The organism is Candidatus Pseudothioglobus sp. Uisw_016 (genome assembly GCF_048087635.1).
Classification (GTDB): domain Bacteria; phylum Pseudomonadota; class Gammaproteobacteria; order PS1; family Pseudothioglobaceae; genus Pseudothioglobus.
This window is the reverse complement of record NZ_CP159806.1, coordinates 261,560-284,511: the sequence shown is the minus strand read 5'-3', so window position 1 is coordinate 284,511 and position 22,952 is coordinate 261,560. Positions and strand designations below refer to the sequence as shown.

Annotated in this window: 24 protein-coding genes; 21 read left to right on the top strand and 3 right to left on the bottom strand. The window is 36.4% G+C overall.

The features are described 5' to 3' along the window. Window position 1 precedes the first annotated feature (1 nt). From ABXT69_RS01425 to ABXT69_RS01365, 13 genes are all read left to right on the top strand, one after another. On the top strand, window positions 2-1,087 hold the full coding sequence (locus tag ABXT69_RS01425; protein WP_416678507.1) for an extracellular solute-binding protein: 1,086 nt from the start codon (window positions 2-4) through the stop codon (window positions 1,085-1,087). Between the two features lie 122 nt (window positions 1,088-1,209). Beyond that, a complete protein-coding gene (locus tag ABXT69_RS01420; RefSeq protein ID WP_416678505.1) occupies window positions 1,210-2,604 on the top strand; it encodes an ABC transporter permease in 1,395 nt (464 codons plus the stop codon). A gap of 2 nt (window positions 2,605-2,606) precedes the next feature. Beyond that, window positions 2,607-3,512, top strand: a complete 906-nt coding sequence (locus ABXT69_RS01415; RefSeq protein ID WP_416678504.1) for an ABC transporter permease — start codon at window positions 2,607-2,609, stop codon at window positions 3,510-3,512. A 49-nt stretch (window positions 3,513-3,561) separates the two neighbouring features. Continuing rightward, window positions 3,562-4,746 (top strand): MFS transporter, encoded by a 1,185-nt coding sequence (locus ABXT69_RS01410; RefSeq protein ID WP_416678502.1) that lies wholly within the window; start codon window positions 3,562-3,564, stop codon window positions 4,744-4,746. A 73-nt stretch (window positions 4,747-4,819) separates the two neighbouring features. Continuing rightward, window positions 4,820-5,227: a RidA family protein gene (locus ABXT69_RS01405; RefSeq protein WP_416678499.1), complete on the top strand. Its 408-nt coding sequence runs from the start codon at window positions 4,820-4,822 to the stop codon at window positions 5,225-5,227. A 4-nt stretch (window positions 5,228-5,231) separates the two neighbouring features. Then, window positions 5,232-7,298: an ATP-dependent DNA helicase RecG gene (gene recG, locus ABXT69_RS01400; RefSeq protein WP_416678498.1), complete on the top strand. Its 2,067-nt coding sequence runs from the start codon at window positions 5,232-5,234 to the stop codon at window positions 7,296-7,298. 50 nt (window positions 7,299-7,348) lie between these two features. After that, window positions 7,349-7,825 (top strand): chorismate--pyruvate lyase family protein, encoded by a 477-nt coding sequence (locus ABXT69_RS01395; RefSeq protein ID WP_416678496.1) that lies wholly within the window; start codon window positions 7,349-7,351, stop codon window positions 7,823-7,825. Beyond that, window positions 7,818-8,531 (top strand): carboxy-S-adenosyl-L-methionine synthase CmoA, encoded by a 714-nt coding sequence (gene cmoA, locus ABXT69_RS01390; RefSeq protein ID WP_416678494.1) that lies wholly within the window; start codon window positions 7,818-7,820, stop codon window positions 8,529-8,531. The genes ABXT69_RS01395 and cmoA overlap by 8 nt, the downstream gene beginning before the upstream one ends. A gap of 33 nt (window positions 8,532-8,564) precedes the next feature. Further along, entirely contained in the window at window positions 8,565-9,149 is a 585-nt protein-coding gene (locus ABXT69_RS01385; protein WP_416678492.1) for an aminodeoxychorismate/anthranilate synthase component II, read from the top strand. A 2-nt stretch (window positions 9,150-9,151) separates the two neighbouring features. Continuing rightward, window positions 9,152-9,565 (top strand): rhodanese-like domain-containing protein, encoded by a 414-nt coding sequence (locus tag ABXT69_RS01380; RefSeq protein WP_416678491.1) that lies wholly within the window; start codon window positions 9,152-9,154, stop codon window positions 9,563-9,565. A 5-nt stretch (window positions 9,566-9,570) separates the two neighbouring features. After that, window positions 9,571-10,545, top strand: a complete 975-nt coding sequence (locus ABXT69_RS01375) for an NAD(P)H-dependent glycerol-3-phosphate dehydrogenase (protein ID WP_416678489.1) — start codon at window positions 9,571-9,573, stop codon at window positions 10,543-10,545. Window positions 10,546-10,582: 37 nt separating this feature from the next. Next, window positions 10,583-12,352 carry an ABC transporter transmembrane domain-containing protein gene (locus tag ABXT69_RS01370; protein WP_416678488.1) on the top strand — a complete coding sequence of 590 codons (1,770 nt, stop codon included), beginning with the start codon at window positions 10,583-10,585 and terminating at the stop codon, window positions 12,350-12,352. A 126-nt stretch (window positions 12,353-12,478) separates the two neighbouring features. Continuing rightward, entirely contained in the window at window positions 12,479-13,204 is a 726-nt protein-coding gene (locus tag ABXT69_RS01365) for a glucosaminidase domain-containing protein (protein ID WP_416678487.1), read from the top strand. A gap of 71 nt (window positions 13,205-13,275) precedes the next feature. Here the strand turns inward: ABXT69_RS01365 and rpsI are convergent, their stop codons facing one another. From rpsI to ABXT69_RS01350, 3 genes are all read right to left on the bottom strand, one after another. After that, a complete protein-coding gene (gene rpsI / locus ABXT69_RS01360; protein ID WP_271541311.1) occupies window positions 13,276-13,671 on the bottom strand; it encodes a 30S ribosomal protein S9 in 396 nt (131 codons plus the stop codon). Window positions 13,672-13,682: 11 nt separating this feature from the next. After that, on the bottom strand, window positions 13,683-14,111 hold the full coding sequence (gene rplM, locus ABXT69_RS01355) for a 50S ribosomal protein L13 (protein ID WP_416678485.1): 429 nt from the start codon (window positions 14,109-14,111) through the stop codon (window positions 13,683-13,685). A 124-nt stretch (window positions 14,112-14,235) separates the two neighbouring features. Continuing rightward, the gene (locus tag ABXT69_RS01350; protein WP_416678484.1) at window positions 14,236-15,828 is read right to left on the bottom strand and encodes a phosphoethanolamine transferase; all 1,593 of its coding nucleotides are present in this window, start codon (window positions 15,826-15,828) and stop codon (window positions 14,236-14,238) included. 56 nt (window positions 15,829-15,884) lie between these two features. Here ABXT69_RS01350 and ABXT69_RS01345 point away from each other — a divergent pair, with 56 nt between their 5' ends. From ABXT69_RS01345 to ABXT69_RS01310, 8 genes are all read left to right on the top strand, one after another. Further along, window positions 15,885-16,580 (top strand): TatD family hydrolase, encoded by a 696-nt coding sequence (locus ABXT69_RS01345; protein WP_416678482.1) that lies wholly within the window; start codon window positions 15,885-15,887, stop codon window positions 16,578-16,580. Continuing rightward, the gene (locus ABXT69_RS01340; RefSeq protein WP_416678480.1) at window positions 16,580-17,317 is read left to right on the top strand and encodes a ThiF family adenylyltransferase; all 738 of its coding nucleotides are present in this window, start codon (window positions 16,580-16,582) and stop codon (window positions 17,315-17,317) included. The genes ABXT69_RS01345 and ABXT69_RS01340 overlap by 1 nt, the downstream gene beginning before the upstream one ends. Before the next feature lie 22 nt (window positions 17,318-17,339). Next, on the top strand, window positions 17,340-17,888 hold the full coding sequence (locus tag ABXT69_RS01335) for a thioredoxin family protein (RefSeq protein WP_416678478.1): 549 nt from the start codon (window positions 17,340-17,342) through the stop codon (window positions 17,886-17,888). Window positions 17,889-17,987: 99 nt separating this feature from the next. Further along, window positions 17,988-19,808, top strand: coding sequence for a DEAD/DEAH box helicase (locus tag ABXT69_RS01330; protein WP_416678476.1), 1,821 nt, complete (start codon window positions 17,988-17,990; stop codon window positions 19,806-19,808). A 176-nt stretch (window positions 19,809-19,984) separates the two neighbouring features. After that, window positions 19,985-20,191, top strand: a complete 207-nt coding sequence (locus ABXT69_RS01325) for a cold-shock protein (RefSeq protein ID WP_114114942.1) — start codon at window positions 19,985-19,987, stop codon at window positions 20,189-20,191. A 186-nt stretch (window positions 20,192-20,377) separates the two neighbouring features. After that, complete coding sequence (gene sbcB / locus ABXT69_RS01320) at window positions 20,378-21,805, top strand: exodeoxyribonuclease I (protein WP_416678474.1); 1,428 nt, start codon at window positions 20,378-20,380, stop codon at window positions 21,803-21,805. Window positions 21,806-21,882: 77 nt separating this feature from the next. Further along, a complete protein-coding gene (gene nth / locus ABXT69_RS01315; protein WP_416678472.1) occupies window positions 21,883-22,515 on the top strand; it encodes an endonuclease III in 633 nt (210 codons plus the stop codon). 13 nt (window positions 22,516-22,528) lie between these two features. Next, a complete protein-coding gene (locus ABXT69_RS01310) occupies window positions 22,529-22,948 on the top strand; it encodes a DUF1841 family protein (RefSeq protein WP_416678470.1) in 420 nt (139 codons plus the stop codon). Window positions 22,949-22,952 lie beyond the last annotated feature (4 nt).

Genomic DNA, 22,952 nt, shown 5'->3' with positions numbered 1-22,952 from the left:
TATGAAAAATGTAATAACAAAAACTCTGATTGCCGGTGCTATTTCAACAGCGATGTTGGCTGGTGCAGTCCAAGCAGAAGTAACTTTTGTTTCTTGGGGTGGTGGCTATTCAGCTTCACAACAAAAAGCTTACGTTGACACATACTCAAGTGGAGATGTAAATATGATTAGTTACAATGGTGGTTTGGGTGAGGTTCGTGCTCAAGTTGAATCTGGAAGTGTTCAGTGGGATATCGTTGACGTACTTGCATCGGATGCTCGTATTGGTTGTGATGAAGGTCTTTTCGAAGAGCTAGATCGCAGCATGTTCCTACCTTCGCCTACTGGTGTTGCAATGGATGATGATACTATGGTTCCGGTTCCAAATGATTGCGTAGTTCCGCAAATTTGGTGGTCATACGTACCTTTCCACAAGGCTGACACCTTCTCAGGTGAACAACCATCAACTATACAAGACTTCTTTGACGTAGAAAAATTCCCAGGAAAGCGTGGTATTCACACTTGGGCTTCTGCAATAACAGAGATGGCATTGTATGCTGACGGAGTTGCTATTGATGATATCTATGATGTATTAGGCACTCAAGCAGGACAAGATCGTGCTTTTGCTAAACTTGACACAATCAAAGATCACGTAGTATTTTGGTCTTCAGGTGCTAAGCCACTTGATCTAGTTAATTCTGGTGAGGTTTCTATGTCACTAGCGTATAACGGCCGTATCGGTGGTGCTGTTCTTAATGACGGCGCTGACTATGTTACTGTATGGGATGGACAAGTACTTGAAGAGGAATGGTTAGTTCTTCTTAAAGGTGCTCCAAACCGTGCTGCAGCTATGCACTTCTTAGTTCATGCTTCTAGCTCTCAGGCGCAAGCAGATCAAGCTAAGTGGATCAACTATGGTCCTATGCGCACATCTGGTCTTGATATTATGCAAGCGGGTGAGCCATGGTTCAATACTGGTGTAGCAATCATGGAGCATATGCCAAATACTGATGAGCATATGGCAGGTGGCATTATGGCCAATCCTGATTTCTGGGCAGATAGTGGTCAAGCAATAAATGATCGTTATGCAGCTTGGATGGCTCAATAAGTAGCTAACCTAAAACGAGCTTATTTATTTAACCTCGTTTAATAAAACAGGTCGGTTTTTATAACGACCTGTTTTTATTTTTTAAAAACTAACAAACAAGTTATAGATTTAATGAATATTTTATGAGTGATACTTCGATAACAAATTCTCAAGAACCACTTCTAACAAATGATGGTGTACCGCTTAAAGTAAGCTTACGCAAATCTTTGCGTAGAACAAAAATTCGCTCTTTTCTGTTAATTCTACCCCCACTATTATTCTTATTATTAATGTTTGTAACGCCTATAGGCTCGCTTCTATCAAGAAGTATTGATGACATCCAAATTAATAATGTATTTCCACAGACATTTGCTCAGTACGAATTATGGGAAGATAAATCCCAACTCCCTAGTGAAGAAATGTTTGCCGCAGTTGTTAATGATATTAGAACCACAATAAAAATTAAAGACAGTGAAGGTAATGATATTGGTAAGAATTTACTTGGTAGATCTGGCACTCGAATGACTTATGAGTTCTCTGGATGGAAAAGTTTAATAAATAAAACAGTTAAAGAAGCTCTAAAGGTTGATAAAAAATCAAAGGAAGAAGTTAAACCTTTTAAGTGGGAAGCGCCCTACAAAGAAAAGATGATTAAAAGAGATAAGCGCTGGGCTAAGGTTGAATTCTGGCAGTCATTAGGGGCAATGAAAGATCCCTACACGATGGGCTATTATCTAAACGCTGTTGACCTGAAGTATGACGCCAATAAAAATATCATTCAGAAGGCAGAGTATTTAAAAATTTATAATACAATTTGGATTAGAACTCTCCAAGTAAGCCTGATGGTGACTATTTTCTGTTTACTGCTTGCCTATCCAGTTGCTTATTTACTAGCAACACTTCCAATGAAAACCTCAAATCTATTAATGATATGCGTATTGATGCCATTTTGGACGTCGCTCCTAGTAAGAATTGTTGCTTGGATGATTATGCTTCAGCAAAATGGTGTTGTTAATGACACCTTAATGTACATTCTGCCTTGCTTTGAAGGAATGGTGAACCTGCCATTTTTTGGTGCCACCAATATTGACCTTTGTTTTAGTGATGAAGATCGACTTCCTATGATGTACAACTTTACTGGAACCATTATTGTAATGACGCAGGTACTTCTGCCATTTATGATTTTGCCAATCTATAGCGTCATGAAGGGAATACCTCCAAGCTACATGAAGGCAGCTCAAAATCTTGGGGCCACGCCAACGCGAGCCTTTATTCGTGTTTATATGCCGCAATCCGTTCCAGGTATTGGCGCTGGATGCATATTAGTATTTATTGTTGCCATTGGCTACTACATCACGCCAGAATTGGTTGGCGGAAAAGATGGAATAATGATTGGTAACTTTGTTGCGCGTGAAATGCAGAGAACATTAAATTGGGGTCTTGCTGCTGCTATGGGAGCAATTCTTCTCGCTGCAGTTTTGGTTCTATATTGGGCATATGACAGACTTATTGGCCTTGATAACTTAAAAATGGGATAGTCATGAAATTTCCTACTTACACAACACCTCGAGAAAAACTATGGCACTATACTTATAGGATATTTTGTGGGCTTGTATTGTTTTTCTTAGTTGCCCCGCTGATTGTTGTTATCCCACTATCATTTACTAATTCTGTTTTCTTGCAATTTAGCCCTGAAATGAAATTCTTTAGCTTTGAGACTTGGTCTTTTAACTTTGATGGCTATGGAACTCGCTGGTACAAAGAACTATTTGGTATTTGTTCTGAAAATTCAGGAACAACAGTGTGCACAGACAGGTGGATGATTGGCTTTAAAAATAGCGCTATCATTGCAATTTTTGCCACTTTCTTCGCCAGTGTCTTAGGCACGCTCGCAGCACTTGGTTTGTCTAATAGACATATGCCGTTTAACCGTTTAATAATGGCGCTTATGATTTCTCCAATGATTGTCCCGCTTATCATTACTGCTGCTGGAATGTTTTTCTTTTTTGCTAAAGTCAACCTTGTTGCAACCTTACCAGGCCTTATTATTGCCCATACTATTTTAGGGATACCATTTGTTGTCATAACAGTCTCTGCTTCACTCTCTGGATTTGATAGTAACTTACTGCGCGCTGCTTCAAGTTTAGGCGGAACACCATTAAGGAATTTTTTCAAAATACAAGCACCTCTTATTGCTCCAGGAGTTATTGCAGGCGGACTATTTGCATTTATTACCTCATTTGATGAGGTCGTTATTGTTCTCTTTGTTGGCGGCCCTGATCAATACACCCTGCCAAGACAGATGTGGTCTGGAATTCGCAATGAGATAAGTCCAACGATTCTAGCTGCTGCCACTCTTCTTGTGATTTTCTCGATTGTATTACTTTCCACACTTGAATGGCTTCGCCGTCGATCTGAAAAGATCCGAGGCATAACCCCTCACTAAAGCTTTTAATTTTTATCACATTGATGATTCTTAATGTATAGTCTCATTAATGGAAAAACGTACCCCTTTAGATAAGAATAAACAATCCTTAGTTATTATTTCATGTCTATTGATTACTTTTTGTATGGGCACTATTCATGCATTTAGTACTTTAATTGAAGGTATTGAACTGCAAATCAATGCAGGTAGGATGGCATCAAGTCTTATCTATTCAACTGGGTTAATCAGCGTAACAGTTGCTGTATTTTTTGGATCCACCCTATATCACAAACTATCTCCATCATTGATCATCGTTTTAATAGCAATATTGCCCTTAATTGGCGTCCTTATATCAAATACAGGTAGTTGGATTGGATGGATAGTTGGCTATGGCTTTTGCTTTGGGTTTGCAAGTGGCTTAGGCTATGGATTTTCACTGTATGCAGCCTCCTCTGTAACCTCAAGCCAAAAGCTCGGCTTGGTGCTTGGCGCTGTGTCAGCATCCTATGCATTCGGTGCTGTTATTTTCTCGATGCTTTACCCACTACTTTTTAGTTATTTTGACTTTAAAGCTGGCTACATGATTGGCGTTTCAATACTATCCATTGTTATTATTATTAGTTTAATTCTTTTTCGATTAGCAAAAAAAGACTTAACTGCAAAAACAAAATCCATTGGCAAAAATCAAAGTGTTAAAGGAAAAATTATTAAGCTATGGCTGGCCTTTTTCCTTGGTGTTTTTGCTGGCCTTATGACAATAGGTCATGCAGTGCCAATTATTAAAGCATCAGGAGGGTCATCTGAAATTGCAATAACTGCTATTTCCCTAATGGCTCTTGGAAGTGGAATTGCAGGTATATATGCTGGCTGGCTTGCAGATCGATTTGGTTGCAAGCGCCCTATTTTAGTAATTTTGACCATAAGCTCTCTCGCCCTATTAAGCCTTTCATCATTTACAAGTATTAATCTAATGTTAATATTTTTGACTCTTATCGCTTCTCTTTATGGCGCCTTAATTGCAATTTATCCAACCTTAGTGAATCATGTATTTGGACCAGATTATTCAGCTTGGGTCTATGGAAGAATTTTTACCGCATGGGGAGCAGCGGGCTTAGTTTCACCTTCTCTTGCCGGCTGGTTATTTGATCAATATAATAACTACAATTCATCATTATTTTTTGCCTTCATTTTATCCATTTTTGCTGGATTAATCATTTGGAGTCTCAAATATGACGTTAATGTTGCAACACATTAACTATTAAAGAGTTCTCCAAAAAAATGACGATCCAGAATATAATAAAACATATTTATTACTTAAATCTATCATCATGAAAAAACATATTATTTCCACCAATAAGGCCCCTGCTGCAGTAGGAACATACTCACAAGCTATTGCTGTTACAGGCGGAACTACGATCTATCTTTCAGGGCAAATTCCTTTGGTTCCTGAAACAATGGAAGTAGTGGAAGGCGGCATTGAAGAGCAAATTCACCAAGTGTTTAAGAATTTATTAGCCATGTGTCAAGAATCAAAAGGCAGCTTAAGCGATATCGTTAAACTTAACATTTTCTTAACAGATCTAAGTAATTTTGCTACATTAAATGAAATTATGGCTACCTACTTTACAGAGCCATATCCAGCCAGGGCGGCTATTGGTGTAAACGAACTCCCAAAAGGTGTGAGCGTTGAAATGGATGGCGTAATGGTAACTGACTCAAACTCCTACAGTTTCTAATTTTATGCCTTCACTCTCTGATCCAATTATTTCGATTAGTGGATTAGGACAGAAGACTTCAGATAGGTTAAACCAACTAGGGATTCATACGCTTGAACACTTACTGTTTCACTTGCCGAGTCGTTATCAAGACAAAACAACTATAACGTCGCTTTCCAGTGCAAGTGTTGAAGACGAAATCCTAATTGAAGTAACGATTGATAGAATTGAAGTCATTCCTGCAAGGCAGAGACAGCTTCTTTGTTACTTATCGGATAATCAAAACCAAAGAGTTCTATTACGATTTTTTCATTTTACGCAGTACCAAAAGCAAGCACTTATTCGCGGTGAGACTATGCAGTGCTTTGGTGAAATAAAAATCGGCCGCCAAGGCCTTGAAATGCACCATCCTGAATATCGAATTATTTCGCAAGATCAAAAGCCACTCCTTGAGTCAACCTTAACACCGGTTTATCCTCTTTGCGCCGGCGTTAGTCAAAATAAAATGAAACAATGGGTAAATAAAGCTTTAGACGTCTTAAAAGCGAGCGTAATTGATGATTATTTTGAAAAGATAACACAAAGTACGATGCCAAGCTTAAAAGACTCTTTATTCTTGCTTCATCACCCTAATAAAAATGAAGATTTATCGAAAATTGAAACCTTTACTCACATTTCTCAGCAGAGATTAATTATTGAAGAGCTGGCAGCCCATCAACTCAGTCTTCTGAAAATTAAAGAAGCAAGAAAAAGTAAAGAATCAAAAAAAATTTCTATTAAAAATGCACTGAGCAATAAACTTCTAAGCTCACTGGAGTTTGATCTAACTTCCGCTCAAACTCGATGCATTAGCCAAATTAATGAGGATCTATCAACCTCTGAGCCAATGCATAGATTACTCCAGGGTGATGTAGGTTCTGGAAAAACAATCGTAGCAGTGTTTGCACTTCTTCAAGCAGCTGAAAATAATTTCCAAACTGCCGTAATGGCGCCAACTGAAATTCTAGCTCGTCAGCATCTTCAAAATTTTAGTAACTACCTCACCCCACTTGGTATTCACATTGCTTTTCTCTCAGGCTCTCAAAATACTCAAGAAAGAAAAGATAACTTAAGTCTTATAGAAAATGGAAAAGCAAAAGTTATTATTGGCACTCATGCATTATTTCAAGAAAATGTTTACTTTGAGGATTTAGCATTAGTGATCATTGATGAGCAGCACAAGTTTGGAGTTCATCAGAGACTATCACTTTCTAAGAAAGCCAGCTTAACACCTCATCAATTAGTCATGACCGCTACGCCAATCCCCAGATCATTGACAATGAGCGCTTATGCTGACTTAGATACTTCAATTATTGATGAGTTACCTCCAGGTCGCCAAACAATTGAAACTGTTGCACTAAGTAATGCTCGAAGGGATGAATTAATTACCAAAATTAAACAAATTTCAAAGGAAGGACGTCAAATTTATTGGGTGTGTACTTTAATTGAAGAGTCAGAAGCTCTTCGAGCGGAGTCCGCTGAAAAAACATTTACATATCTCAAAGATAACCTTAGAGAACTAAAAGTTGTAATGATTCATGGGCGCTTAACAAAGTCAGAAAAAGAAATTATTATGTCAGATTTTTCTTCAGGAAAAACCAACCTTCTTGTTGCTACAACTGTAATTGAGGTTGGAGTCAATGTCCCCAATGCAAGTCTGATGATTGTCGAGAATGCAGAGCGTCTTGGTCTGGCCCAACTTCATCAACTAAGGGGCCGAGTTGGAAGAGGCTCTGAAAAAAGTGCTTGTGTCTTACTGTATCAATCACCCCTTAGTCAAACAGCCAAAGAAAGGCTTGATATTCTTCGTCAGAGTAACGATGGATTTTTGATTGCTCAAAAAGATTTAGAGCTGCGTGGTCCGGGTGAAATTTTAGGGACACAGCAAACGGGTATTGCATCAATGAAAATTGCAGATATTGTTAGAGATTCCTACCTACTCAAGCAGGTGGGATACTACTCATCAAAAATGCTAGAAGCAGAGCATAATAGTCAAAATGCTCTAATGACTCGCTGGATTGATGAAGAGAAAACTCACTATTTCGATGCCTAATGTCTACTAGAACTCATTAAAATTAAAGACTCTTGTAAAATACCTAACCTATGTTCAATCCAGATAAGTTTCAATGGCGAATTTTTAATCCTCAAGAAGGGGTGCCTGAGCACGTCTGCAACTGGCTACTGGATGGCCAATCTTTAACTGCTAAACTTAGAGATAAATATGAAGATTTCAAAGTTAATGTTCTCTCTCAAGAGCAAGATAATCCCTATGATTGCGAATTAAAGCTTCTCGCAGCAAGTAATAATCAGACTTTTATTGTAAGAGAAGTTGAGCTTATTGGATCTCAAAGACCCGTTGTTATTGCACGCTCATTAATCCCATTGACAGCAGATACAAGTGAAATTCTAAAAATTGGAGCCATGCCATTGGGAGAAATCTTATTTAATGATCCTGAGATTAAACGTGGTCATCTTGAAGTTGGAAGTTTCAATAAATCATGGGCCAGGCGTTCAACTTTTAAAATTGGGGAAACCAAATTACTTGTTTCTGAAATTTTTTTAGAGTCACTTTATGCGTGATAATTTATTTAACAATAATGTTGATATAGCTGATTTTCGTTTCGATGCAGATGTGGTTAAGGTATTTGATGATATGGTTAGAAGATCTGTTCCTGGATATGACTCTATGATTCAAATGGTTGGCCTTGTCACCAGAATGTATGGGCAAGATAATACTAACTATTATGATCTTGGCTCGTCGACAGGAGCAATATCACTTGCTCTTGCACTAAATAATAAAAATAAAAATAACACATTTATTGCTATTGATAACTCAGCTGAAATGGTCAAAAAATGTCAAGCAAACTTATTTAATAAAATTGATAACTTGCAAGTGCTTTGTTCAGACATTACTGACACCGAGATCAATGATGCGTCTATTGTTGTTTTAAACTTAACGCTTCAGTTTATTGATGTTGGAGCAAGAGCTGCGCTCTTAAAAAAAATATATGATGGGCTAAACCCTGGAGGCGTATTAATAATTAGTGAAAAGATACACTTTGAGGATCCTGAAACACAAGATCATATTACTAAGCTTCACCTAGATTTCAAAAGAGAAAATGGCTATAGCGAGCTTGAAATTGCAAACAAACGACAAGCGATTGAAAACGTGATGATTACTGAAACTAAAAAAACTCACATTGACCGACTAAGAGATTGTGGCTTTGTTGAGACTAGCTGCTACTTTCAGTGCCTCAACTTTGTATCATTTTTATCTGTAAAATAAACTTCGTTTAATCGGCTTTAAATTAGGTTTTCTATGTTGCTAATGATCGACAACTACGATTCATTTACTTATAACTTGGTTCAGTATTTTGGTGAACTTGGTCAAGAAGTTGTCGTCTATAGAAATGATGAAATCTCTATTAATGAGATTGAAAGTTTAAACCCTAACTATATCGTAATATCGCCAGGCCCATGCACTCCAAATGAAGCTGGAATTTCTTTAGAGCTAATCAAAAAGTTTGCTGGGAAGTTTCCTATACTAGGCGTATGCTTAGGTTTTCAGGCTATTGTTCAATCATTTGGTGGAAATATTATTGGCGCCCAGAAGATTATGCATGGTAAAGTTTCACCTGTTCATCACACCTCTAAGAGCGTTTTTAAAGGTCTTAAAAATCCTCTAAATGCAACTCGTTACCACTCACTAGTTGCTGAAAAGACGACCTTACCAAATTGCTTCGAGGTAACCGCTTGGACTAATACAGAGTCTGGAGATATTGAAGAAATAATGGGCGTTCGTCATAACTCTTACCCAATTGAAGGTGTCCAATTTCATCCTGAATCTATTCTCACAGAACATGGACATCAAATGCTTAATACTTTTTTACAGGACAATCAATAATCATGGAATTAATTCAGTTTTTACAAGGCGAGCTTTTACTCACCGGAACCTTACTTGCTCTTATTATTCTTCTCATAGTAAACATCTATGGAGACAAGTTTAAAAAATATGCAGTTGTTGATACTAATGCTGCAGTTTCTTTGATGGATGATGATGAGCTGATCATTTTAGATGTACGAGAGGAAAAAGAACGCTCTTCTGGATTTATTAATAATGATATTAATATCCCTATGAGCCAAGTTAAAAATAAAATGGGCTCACTTGATAAATCAAAAAATATACTTGTCTATTGTAAAAGTGGCACTCGATCTGATCAAATTTCAGGCTTTCTTTCTAAAAATGAATTTCAAAACGTATCTAGCCTAAAAGGTGGCTTTAATGCATGGCAAAAAGCTGAATTACCAATTCAAAAATAACTAATATGAAAAAATCTTTAGCGATTATTGGAGCTGGTGCATGGGGAAGTGCCCTTGCAATTGCTCTAAGTGAAAAATTTGAAAAAATTTTTCTAATTACAAAAGATAAAGCAAACACTAAGGGACTAGGTAATCAGCATGAAGCACTGTCCGTCCCGTTTAACTCTAACATCTCTATAGGCAATAGCTTTGAGGTTATTGAGGAATCGCAAGCCGTTCTTATTGCAACCCCAAGCTCATCATTTAATAGCGTACTTAAAAACCTCAGCCCTCATGTAAAAAGTAAACCCATTGCTTGGGTAACAAAGGGGTTTGATCCAGACAATGGACAACTTCTTCATGAATCTTTTAGTCAAAAATTTCCTAGTCATCATCCCTGCGCAATATCTGGGCCAACTTTTGCTGCAGAAATTGTTGAAAAAAAACCTGCTGCCATAGTTGTTGCCTCTGAAGATAAAATGACAAGAGATTTTTGGGCTGAAATAATACAAACTAGCAATTTACGGGCTTATACAAATTCTGATATAGTTGGTGTTCAAGTTGGTGGCTCTGTAAAAAATATTCTAGCAATTGCTGCTGGAATTGCAAATGGACTTGGTTTTGGTGCAAATACACAAGCCGCTCTAATTACAAGAGGCTTGGCCGAAATGACTCGACTAGGCGAAGCTCTAGGAGCAGATAAGGTTACTTTCCAAGGACTCTCTGGAATGGGTGATTTAGTTCTCACCTGCTCGGATGATTTATCTAGAAATCGTCGTTTTGGTAAAGAACTGGCTAATAATATACCTGCCGATAAAGCTCTAAAAAATATCAATGCTACAGTTGAAGGGTTTAAAGCTTTAGAGCTGGTAATTATGATTGCAAATAATCATCAAATCGAAATGCCAATTTGCGAACAAGTTCTTGCAGTAACTGAAGGTAGGACCACTCCCAGGGAGGCTGTTAATGAGCTCCTTTTAAGAAAGCCTAGCGAAGAGTAACCCAATTCAAATAAAACCCTTAAGGCGTGCCTAAAAAATGAGCCTAATTAACAGAAAAATTTCTAGTACTGAAAATATTCAGAAGCAAGACTTACGCCTCCTGCTTCGATTAGCACCCTTTTTAAGACCCTATAAAAAAATTGCCTTAATTGCTATTATTGCGCTCATTTTTAGTTCATTAGCATTTTTATTATTTGGACAAGGCATTAAATTATTTATAGATGAGGGGATTTATACGCTTGATAATAAGGCAATGCTACTCATTGCAGTAGTTTTAATCACCATGGTAGTAGCAACCTTTATACGCTTTTACTTCGTATCATGGATTGGCGAACGAGTCAGTAATGATGTTCGCCTAGCAGTATTTAATCACTTACTTACTTTACACCCTCATTATTTTGAAGTAAACCGAAGCGGAGAAATAAATGCACGATTAACAACTGATACTACTTTGCTTCAATCTATTTTTGGTTTCTCAATATCAATGGCCCTGAGTAGCGTCCTTCTATTTTTTGGCGGACTCACAATGATGATTATTACCAACATAAAACTTGCTCTCATTGTTCTTGTTAGCGTCCCCATTATCCTTCTTCCTATGGCAATATATGGTCGACGCTTAAGATCGCTTTCAAGAAAGAGTCAAGACACAGTCGCAGATATTGGAACCTATGCTGGAGAAATAGTACAAAACATTAAAGTTGTCCAAAGCTTTACTCGTGAGCCTGAAGAATCTCAAGCATTTAGCGAGGAAGTTGAAAAAGCTTTTGCAGTTGCAAAAAAGCGAATAATGCAGAGCTCCCTGCTAATTGCAGCGGCAATGATTCTAGTTTTTACGGGTCTAGGCTCTATGATATGGGCTGGCGCTAAAGATGTTGCAAATGGACAAATCACAGCCGGTGAACTAGCTGCGTTTGTTTTTTATGCAATCATGGTTGCAAGGTCCGTAGCTGTTATTTCAGAGATTTATGGGCAGCTCCAAAGAGCAGCTGGTGCAACAGAACGACTTCTTGAATTACTATCAGAAAAATCACAGATTTTTGCTCCAGTTGCGCCTAGAAAATTAGATAATGGCGCCCTCTCTCTAAGCTTTAACAATGTTCACTTTAGCTACCCATCAAGACCAGAACAGTCAGCCCTTGAAGAACTTACGTTTAAAGTTAAGGAAGGTGAAACAGTAGCAATTGTTGGCCTCTCAGGTGCAGGTAAGACAACTATTTTTGAGCTACTACAAAGATTTTATGATCCGTCTAAAGGCAGTATTGATGTTAGTGATATTAACCTAGTTGATCTGGATCCTAAGACTCTTCGTTCAAGTATTGGAGTAGTGCCGCAACAACCGACATTGTTCTCAGCTGATGTCACGCATAATATTGGATATGGCAACCCAACTGCAAATATAAATCAAATAAAGGATGCTGCAAAAGAAGCCTATGCGTTAGAGTTTATAGAGCAGCTTCCTGATGGCTTTGATAGCTATCTTGGAGAGCAAGGTGTTCGCTTATCAGGAGGTCAGCGTCAACGTATTGCTATAGCGAGAGCAATACTCAAAGACCCATCAATTCTTCTTCTAGATGAGGCCACCAGCGCTCTAGATGCTGATAGTGAACAAAAAGTGCAGGACGCTTTAAAAGTCCTAATGGAGGGCAGAACTACATTGATAATTGCTCATAGACTTGCAACAATTATGCATGCAGATCGTATTTTACTAATCGATAAGGGACGATTAATTGCTGAAGGGAGTCATCAAGATTTATTATCCAGCTCAAAGCTATACAAGAAACTTTGTGAGCTTCAATTTAACTTCTAGCACAGTCATATAATTTGAAGATCTATTAGGATATTAAAGACTAGTTATTATTTTTAAAATTAGAAAGATAAAACTTTGTTTTTACTGGATAATGACTTTAAATTTCAACTGTGAATTGATTAATTAATGGTCAATAAATATAGAAATATCAAAAAAATTCTAAAAAACCTCTGTCTTTTAGTTACGCTATTTTCAGTAAGTACTCTTGTCTCTTCAGCATCACTTTCATCGTTTAAACCTAGTTTTGATTCCATTGAAAACACTATTGTAAGAAAAGAAGTTTTTTTTAATTACCTTCTTCCAGCAATTCATCAAAAGAATACTGAGATAATTGACCTTAGAGATTCTATATTAAATAATGAATTAAGCGTCAATGAACTCGAAAAATTAGCATCAAAGTATCGGGTCAAACATCCAGCTACTCAAGAAGAGTTATTAAAAGTTATTGATATCCTCCCCCCTTCCCTTGTTCTTGCTCAAGCGGCAAATGAGTCAAATTGGGGAAGATCAAGATTTGCCAAGGATTTTAATAATTATTTTGGAATCTGGTGTTTTTCTAAAGGTTGTGGAATAATTCCTAAAGAAAGAGATCAGAGCGCAACGCATGAGGTTGCGAGCTTTAATTCCTTAGAAGAGTGCGTAGATTACTATGTACTTAATATTAATCGAAGCTATGCCTATGAAGAGCTTCGACAGATAAGAGAAAAGCAGCGCAATGACATGCAGCCCATTAAAGGAATCGTTCTAGCAGAAGGTCTAGGTAATTATGCATTTCCTGGCAATGAATATATTGATTCAATTAAATCAGTTATCCAATTCAACCAACTGGGTCGTTACGACTATACAAACTAAGTCAATAGAAATTTAGGTATAAAAAAACCCGCGAGTAGCGGGTTTTTTTGAAGTAAATTTTGTTCGCAAGATTAACGTTTTGAGTACTGCTCACTCTTACGCGCCTTCTTCCTACCAACCTTCTTACGCTCAACTACACGTGCATCACGTGTCACTAGTCCAGCACTTCGTAATCCAGGACGAGTCGCCTCATCATAAGCCATCAAGGCTCTAGTAACTCCAAGTCTAATAGCACCAGCTTGGCCTGTATCACCACCACCTTTAACCATGATAGTAAAATCAAACTTGTTATGCATTTCAACCACATCTAGCGGTTGGTTAATAATCATTGAAGATGTCTCTCTACCAAAATATTCAGCCATAGGCTTTTTATTAACTGTAAAAACACCCTTACCTTTAGTCATGTAAACACGGGCAACTGATGTCTTTCTTCTTCCAGTTGCGTAAAATACTTCTTTATCTGCCATAATAATATGCCTTAAATATCCAATACTTGTGGTTGTTGAGATTGATGGGTATGATCACTACCAGCAAAAACCTTCATTTTTCTAAACATTTCTCTGCCTAATGGGCCTTTTGGCAACATTCCTTTAACAGCTTTTTGAATAACTTCCTCAGGCTTTTTAGCAAGAAGATCTTTAAATGGAACTGATTTCAGATTACCAACATATCCAGTATGATGATGATACATTTTGTCATTAAATTTATTTCCAGTCACGGTTATTTTAGCCGCATTAACGATAACAATATAATCACCTGTATCCACATGAGGCGTAAATTCAGGCTTATGCTTACCACGAAGACGAGATGCAACTTCAGTTGCTAGACGCCCAAGAGTCTTACCATCTGCATCTACTAAAAACCACTCTCTTTTTACTTCTTCAGCTTTCGCACTAAATGTTTTCATAACTTGCTTCTATATGTCGGATCAGAATAATCGGACTATTATAATCACTTTTTATTCTTGATGTAAGTTTTCATATGGCAAACACATGAAATATCTGTACATAAAATGAGAAAGAATTTCCAGACTATTTTGCCATTAAATCAAGATTCTTATCATAAAGGTTAGTTTCAACGTCCATCAATCCCAATAAAGTGTGAAACAAATTATCATGGGAAAGAGGAAGTTCTTCTTTATTCTTTATTGACTCAACATCAAAAACCTTAGACATAGAATCATTTAGCCACATCACTGCTGGAACATCAATCTGCTCGTCTGGCGCCATAAAATATGGCATTCCATGTAAATAAAGACCGTTTTCTCCTAAAGACTCCCCATGGTCACTAACATAAAACATTGCTGTATCTAGCTCTTGTGAATTTCTCTTTAAAAGCCCTATAACTTTTGAAAGAAAATAATCTGCATAAAGAATTGTATTGTCATAAGCATTACTAATTTCTTGATCATTACACTCGTTTAACTGGCTTGTTTTACATACTGGAACAAATACTTCAAATTCCTCTGGGTACCTCTTGTAATAAGCTGGACCATGACTCCCCATTGTGTGGAGAATAATCAACGTATCTTTATCATTTTGATCATCAATATAGCTTTGCATATTAACCAGCATCCCTTCATCTCTGCACTCAGGATTGCATATAGAATTTTGCTCTGATGAACGATAGTCTTTAAAAGCAATGCGATCAGCGACACTCTTTGAACTGGAGTTGTTTTCATACCAAATAACACTGGCACCTGCATGGCTTATTAAATCGAGAACATTACTCATGTTTTTTCCCTTTGCATGTGAGTATTCATCACGACCTAATAAAGAAAACATGCATGGAACAGACCAAGCAGTATCAGTTCCACACGAAGTCAAATTCTTGAATGAGATGACCTCCTCTTTTTCCAAATAAGGGTTAGTTTGAAGGTCATAACCATTAATTGACATATGGTCCCTTCTTACAGTCTCTCCTATGACAAAAACCACCAAACGCCTTTTGTCAGACCTCTTGTTAATTTGTGCATCGAGACCAATTACCTTAAAGGGAGCTGCAGAGGTCGCAATCTTTGAATCAATAAACTTAGCTCCAGAATATAAATAATATGTAGGATTGATATAGAGTCTTAAATCACGATTCTCTCTTGCAAAAGATGTGTAGTGCTTTGAAAATGACAAGACAACTACTACAAAAAGAACTATCAAAACTATGAAATATTTAAGCCTCTGAAGAAATTGTGTTTTTGACGTTAACTTTTTTAGTTCAATTTTGAATACAATAAAGGAAGGTAGAAGTCCCAAAACTAGAAAATATAAGATTGATTTAAAATTTATCAAGTCCCGCAATTCACTTGGATCTGTTTCAAATGTATTGGTTATCATGTTATGGTCAAACACAATGCCAAAATTATTTGTACTATAACTAACCAGTGAAGAGCTTACTAGCAGTAGAATTAAAATTGGCTTGGTTGTCTTTCTATAGCAAATCAGAATTAGTAAGGCAGACAAAAAAGTAAATAAAAAAAGAAATAAAGACCCTAAAAAAAACAAGTTCTCAGAAAGTGGATAAACCAGCAATGTTTTTTTGAAAAATGTAAAATTACCAGTTAATGTTAAAAAACCGGCTACGAGCAAGACTAGATGAATCTGAGATAATTTATCAGAAAAAAATTTCATTTATTTTGTTTTAAAAAAATATATTATTATATTATCCATTAGATAAAAAAAAAATAATGCTTAACTCACATATACACTTAGATTTTGATAATGTTAACTCCCCTTCTAGCTCTACAACTGGGGTTATTGTTCCATCAACTGGGAAAGATAACTGGGATAGCGTTATTGCTTGCTGTTCAGCAGACAATAATAGTCACTTTGCACTTGGAATTCATCCTTGGTTTATTGAAAATCACCAAATGATCGATTTATACAATCTTGAAGTTCGTATCGAGGAAGAAAAGCCAGTTGCGGTTGGTGAATGCGGCCTTGATTATGTTAAAGTTAAAGATCAGAATACGCAGAGATTTATGTTTGATGAGCAGATATCTTTGGCAACTCGCTTTGATCTACCTTTAATAATTCATTCAGTCCAAGCAACTGAAGATGTGACTGACTTACTTAAATCGCACTCTAAATCTCGAGGTGTAATTCACGCATATTCAGGCAGCATTCAACAAGCTGAAAATTTACTTAAAATTAATTTTTCGTTTGGTTTTGGCAATACATTAACCAACCCTCAAGCTTACAAACTGCATGATATTGTCAAATTTTTACCAATTGAGTCTATTGTGATTGAAACTGATGACCATAAAAACCCTGATGAATTAATTCAGGTAGCTGAGAGAGTTGCAAGAATTAAAAAACTCACTGTTGATGAGGTAATTGATCAGTGTGACCAAAATACACGCAATATTTTTAATATAGATTAATGTCAGGAAGTTGTGCACGTACTGAAATATTAGTTGGCCAACTAGGCCTAGCTCAATTAGCAGAATCACATGTTGTCATTGCTGGATTAGGGGGTGTTGGAGGAGCATGCGCTGAATCACTCTGCAGGGCAGGAATTGGAGAGTTGACTTTAATTGACTACGATACTATTTCAAATACGGATCTTAATCGTCAGGTAATTGCTCTGCATTCAACTTTAGGTGGCTCAAAAGTTAAAGTTCTTGCGCAGAGACTTAGAGATATTAACCCGGATACTGAAATCAATGAAAAAAACCTTTTTATTGATAGCAAGGAAGCAGAATCAATAGCCAAGAATGAAGATTTAAATTTTGTTGCGGACTGTATTGATGCAATTGCCTGTAAGACAAATTTAATTGATGCCTGTAATCGCTCAGGCAAACCAATAATTTCTAGCATGGGAGCTGGGGGTAGGCTAGACCCAACTAAAGTTACAATCTCTAGAATGGATAAAACAGAATATTGTGGTCTTGCTAGAGAGCTAAGAAGACAACTCAGAAGTAAACACGCATCTTTAAAATTTCCAGTTGTTCATTCCACAGAGGTTCAAATAAAAGCCCTCCCACATGAAGATTTGGATAAAAACGAATTGTGCCCTCCAGGAAGACCAAGAGCGGTGAATGGAGCAATATCATATATGCCTAATATTTTTGGATTAATGATGGCAGGACACATCATCCAAACTATATTAAAATCATAGTCATTACGATATTGAGAAAATTATGGTAAGGACTGAAAGCCCAATTTGTGATTTTAATTTACCCGCAATTGAATTTGAGCTGAAGGGGGTTGATGGCAAGCTTTATGACCTAAATAGTCTTAAAGGATCCAATGGCTTACTAGTAATGTTTATCTGTAACCACTGCCCTTACGTCAAATCAATTATTGATCAAATAATTCTAGACACAAAAGAGCTTTCTGAATTAGGCATAAATAGTGTCGGCATAATGTCAAATGACCCTAATGAATATGAAGAAGATTCATTTGAAAATATGAAAAAAATTTCTTCCGATTTAAATTTTCCTTTTCCATACCTAATTGACGAAACGCAGGAAGTGGCAAAAGCATTTGGCGCTGTATGTACACCAGACTTTTTTGGTTATAACAAAAACCTTGGACTCCAATATCGTGGGAGACTTAATGAGTCAAGAAAAGAGTCAGTTGATGGAGCGAAAAGAGAGTTATTTGAAGCCATGAAAGAAATTGCAATTTCAGGAAATGGTCCTAGCCATCAAACTCCCTCAATGGGCTGCTCAATCAAATGGTTTTAATTTATTTTTACGAGCCTCATCCTAGTGATAAATACTGGTTATAGATGTAAAATTTCAAATTAAGGTATAATACGCACCTTTTTACTCCCCCCACTTCACATGTCTGAACATGAATCAAGCGTAAATTTTAAAAGTTTTGGTCTTTCCGAGGCCTTAATAAAGGTGCTTGATGAAGTTGGTTATGAAACGCCTTCAGCAATTCAAGAGCAGTGTATACCTTACTTGCTAAATGGTCATGATGTTATTGGACAGGCGCAAACTGGTACTGGCAAAACAGCAGCATTTTCACTCCCATTAATTGATAGAATTGATATTAGTACTAATCAAGTTCAGCTTTTAGTGTTAACCCCGACAAGGGAGCTAGCAATTCAAGTTTCAGAGGCCATTCAAACCTATGCTAGGCATCTTAAAGGACTGCATGTGCTTCCTATATATGGTGGACAGTCTTATGATATTCAGCTAAGGCCATTAAAGAGAGGGGTCCATGTTGTTGTAGGAACTCCTGGAAGAGTAATGGATCATATAAAAAAAGGCACTCTTAAGCTTGGCTCACTTAAAGCATTAGTGCTTGATGAGGCTGATGAAATGTTAAGAATGGGCTTTATTGATGATGTAAAGTGGGTAATGGAAAAGCTGCCGAAAGAACGTCAGATTGCACTTTTTTCAGCAACAATGCCTGACGTAATAAGAAGAGTTGCAGAAAAATTCTTAAATGATCCAAAAATAGTTAAGATAAAAACAAAAACCGCTACAGCACAAACAATTAGTCAAAGATATTGGCTGGTTAGTGGCGTTAATAAGCTAGATGCGTTGACTCGAATCTTAGAAGTAGAAACATTTGATGCACTTTTAATATTTGTAAGAACAAAAACAGCAACAGTAGATTTAGCAGAAAAATTATCTGCAAGAGGTTTTTCATCTGAAGCGATTAATGGTGATATTGCTCAAAATCAAAGAGAGCGAACAATCCAGCAACTTAAAAAAGGGAAAATTGATATTCTAATTGCCACCGATGTAGCTGCTAGAGGATTAGATGTTGAGCGAATTTCTCATGTTGTGAATTATGATATTCCTCAAGATCCAGAGTCTTATGTTCACAGAATTGGAAGAACAGGTAGAGCAGGTAGGGAAGGAAAAGCAATACTATTTGTAGCGCCAAGAGAAAGAAGAATGCTTCAGACAATTGAAAGAATTACGCGTCAACCAATCACACCAATGCAGCTTCCTTCTGCCAAAATTATTAATGAGCAAAGGGTAACAAATTTTAAACAAAGAATAAGTGATACTCTTAATAATCAAGAGTTGGGAATCTTTGAAGAACTCATCCTAAGTTTCCAAAAAGAGCATGAAGTTGATGCTTTTAAAATAGCATCAGCATTAGCATTGATGGCGCAAGGCACAGAGCCATTACTTCTTAGTGAAAAGGAGTTAAGCCAAGGCTCATTTAAGGAAGGCAGTAAGGCTAAAATTTCTATTTCAGTTCATGCAGATCCGCTAAAAAATAACCCTTCAATTAAAATGCGAAGGTATAGGCTAGCTGTTGGTCATAAAGATAACATTAAGCCGGGTAACGTCTTGGGTGCAATAGCTAATGAGGCTGAAATTAGTAGTGAGTTTATTGGAGCAATCCAAATATTTCAAGACTTTACCACAATTGATCTACCCGATGAAATGACAAAAGAAACGCTTGCTATTTTGAAAAAAACTAGGGTTTTTGATAAAAAACTTAATATTGAAGAGCTATCAGAAAAAAATAATACGACCTCTCCTCATCAAAAAAATGATGATTTTAAAAGAAATTCTTCAAGAAGGGGTGGTGAAAGGAAGTTTGAGAGAAAGCCAAGAGGCAAAGGTGGAGATAGGCCAAATAGACATAAAGATAAGAAATTCTCACGAGGCAAGCCAAAAAGAAAAGATTAATTGCTACTAATTACGAGCAAATAGGCGTATTTAAGGCGAAAATATAGGTTAAAATCACATTGCTGGTTAAAATACAGCTAATTTAATAGTGTGTTGTTGCTTCGTAGTAAGTCGGTTTCACAGTAATTTGGGTTGGTTGCGTCTTTTCCATGTTTTATTTATTTTTAGGAGACGGAATGTCTACAACAACAGGACGCGTTAAATGGTTTGACGCAAAAAAAGGTTTTGGTTTTATTGAGCAAGAAAGTGGTGACGATGTGTTCGTTCACTTCAGAGCAATCCAAGGTGATGGTTACAAATCACTAGAAGAAGGTCAAGAAGTTGAATTTGAACTTGAAGATGGTGCCAAAGGACCTCAAGCTGCCAACGTAGTACCAAAATAATTTAAGAATTATTTAATGAAAACCCAGCCTAAGTGCTGGGTTTTTTATTGTCTGCCTTAAATCAAATTACTTTCATTTAATCTTCTATCGTTTAAAACCTCAATGACCTCATTTTTTTAGTCAAAATAATATCTCTTTCAATTACAAGTATTTGTTACATATATAATTAATCCAAAAAAACAATCTATGAAAACATTCTATTGGTACGATTATGAAACTTTTGGATTATCGCCAAAAGTTCAAAGAATTGCACAGTTTGCTGGCATTAGAACTGATGAAAATCTTAATATTCTTGAAGAACATATGTTCTACTGTAAACCAACCCATGATTCCTTGCCTGCGCCTGAGGCATGCGCAGTCACAGGCATAACGCCACAATTATGTGAGAAAAAAGGATTAATAGAACATGACTTTATCAAAAAGATACATCAAGAATTTTCAAAACCTGAGACATGCATTGTTGGTTACAACTCTATAGCATTTGATGATGAATTTACAAGGCACACTCTATTTAGAAATTTCATAGACCCATATTCTTGGCATTGGCAAAATGGTAACGCAAGATGGGACATTCTCAATGTTGCACGTTTCTGTTATGCTCACAAAGAAGAGGGAAGCCTTAAGTGGGTTAAAAATGATAAGAATAGGCCAATTTTCAAACTGGATACACTTGCGCCTGCAAATAACATTGAACATACTAATGCGCATGATGCTATGGCTGATGTAAGAGCCACAATTGGAATTGCAGCTATTATTAAAAAAAGTCAGCCCAAGTTTTTTAATTATGCCCTTAGTTTAAACGATAAAAAAGAAGTTAGCAGACAAGTTCGTTTGCTTCATCCAATGCTTTTAACAAGCTCACCCTTTGGCTATAAATCATCTTTTACTCGATTAGTAACTGCAATATGTTATCACCCCGATTATTCAGATCGCGCAATCGTCTTTAATCTTAATCAGGATCCTGAAATTCTAATGGAGCTTGAGATTGATGAATTGAAAACACTCACATTTTCTAAAAAAACAGACCTCCCAAAAGGGATCAATAAGTTAGAGCTAAATGAACTAGTTTTTAATAAAAGTCCAATGTTTGTATGTAGTCCAAATTCAACTAGTTTTAAGTTGTCTCCAGCCCTTATTAAGAAGTTTAATTTAAATATGGAGAATTGTTTAAAAAATTTACTTTACATTCAAAACAACATAAAAAAAATTGAAGAAAAGGTCCAATCGATTTATAATGATAAAGGGGAAAGAGAGCCAAGTAATGATGTTGATCAATCTCTATATGATGGCTTTATTAGTAATAATGATAGAGCTATATGCAATCAAATTCAAAGCCTTTCAGAAGAGGAAATAAAGCACTTTGAACCAAATTTTGAAAATATGAGGCTCACAAGATTATTCCTGAACTTTAAAGCTAGAAACTATCCCCAGTTATTAAATGAATTTGAACAGGAGCAGTGGTTTGAAATTGTTCAATCACGAGTGCAAAATGGTGAGAATGGCTTCTTATCAATAGATAGTTTCGAGCACAGCTTATTTAACTTAAAAGAAAAATCTCCTGAGAAACAAAAATTATGGAGAGATCTTGAGAACTATGCTCAGACATTTCTTTAATCAAAATACCTTGCTATTGAAAAATAAGTAAAGTTTAAGTATAATATTCGACCTTAGTTTAACGAAAAAAGGTTCAAATGAACGCAGAAACTAGAAGTGAAATGTTTGCTAGGCTTTTAAAGCAGATTCCAAACCCGACAACTGAACTAAACTACTCAACATCATTTGAATTATTAGTGGCTGTGACATTATCAGCGCAAGCAACTGATAAAAGTGTAAATCAAGTTACTGATATCTTATTCCCTCTTGCAAATACTCCTGAAAGCATTTTTGAGCTAGGTGAGGATACGCTTAGAGACACAATTAAGTCGATTGGCTTATTTAATTCAAAAGCAAAACACATTATTCAAACTTGCAGAATATTAATAGATAAATATAGCTCAAATGTTCCTGAAACTCGAAAAGAATTAGAGGCACTTCCTGGTGTGGGCCGCAAGACTGCAAATGTAGTTCTTAATACAGCATTTGGACAACCAACTATTGCAGTTGATACTCACATATATAGAGTAGCCAATAGAACAGCAATAGCCTCAGGAAAAACAGTTCTAGAAGTTGAAAAGAAGCTAATTAAGTTCATACCTGATGAATTTAAAGTCCCAGCTCATCATTTAATGATTCTTCATGGAAGATACGTCTGTAAGGCGAGATCACCTCATTGCACAGAGTGTAAGCTTTTAGACTTATGTGAGTATGAAGAGAAAAACCTATAAAATCTAACGTATAGTGTTCTCACAAGATAGATCTAAACAAAGAGAATTTCTAGCCAGCTCATGGCAAAAACATATCAATGGTGAAATACTAGAGCCTCTTGAGCTTCAGCTTGCGTTGATAGTTCAGAAGCATCCAGAGTATCACGCCCTCATTAATGACATAAATTTAGAATATTTCCCAGAGCAAGGAAAAACAAATCCATTCCTTCACATAAATCTTCATTTAGCTCTTCAAGATCAGCTCACACTTGATCAGCCGATTGGAATTAATGATATACATAAAAAACTTATTGCAAAGCATAGTGACACGCATGAAGTTGAACATCTGATGATGGAATGTATAGCCGAAATGATATTCAATTCTCAAAAGAATAACACTACTTTAGATCAAGGTAATTATTTAGTCAATCTTAAAAAACTAATCAAAAGCTAATTTA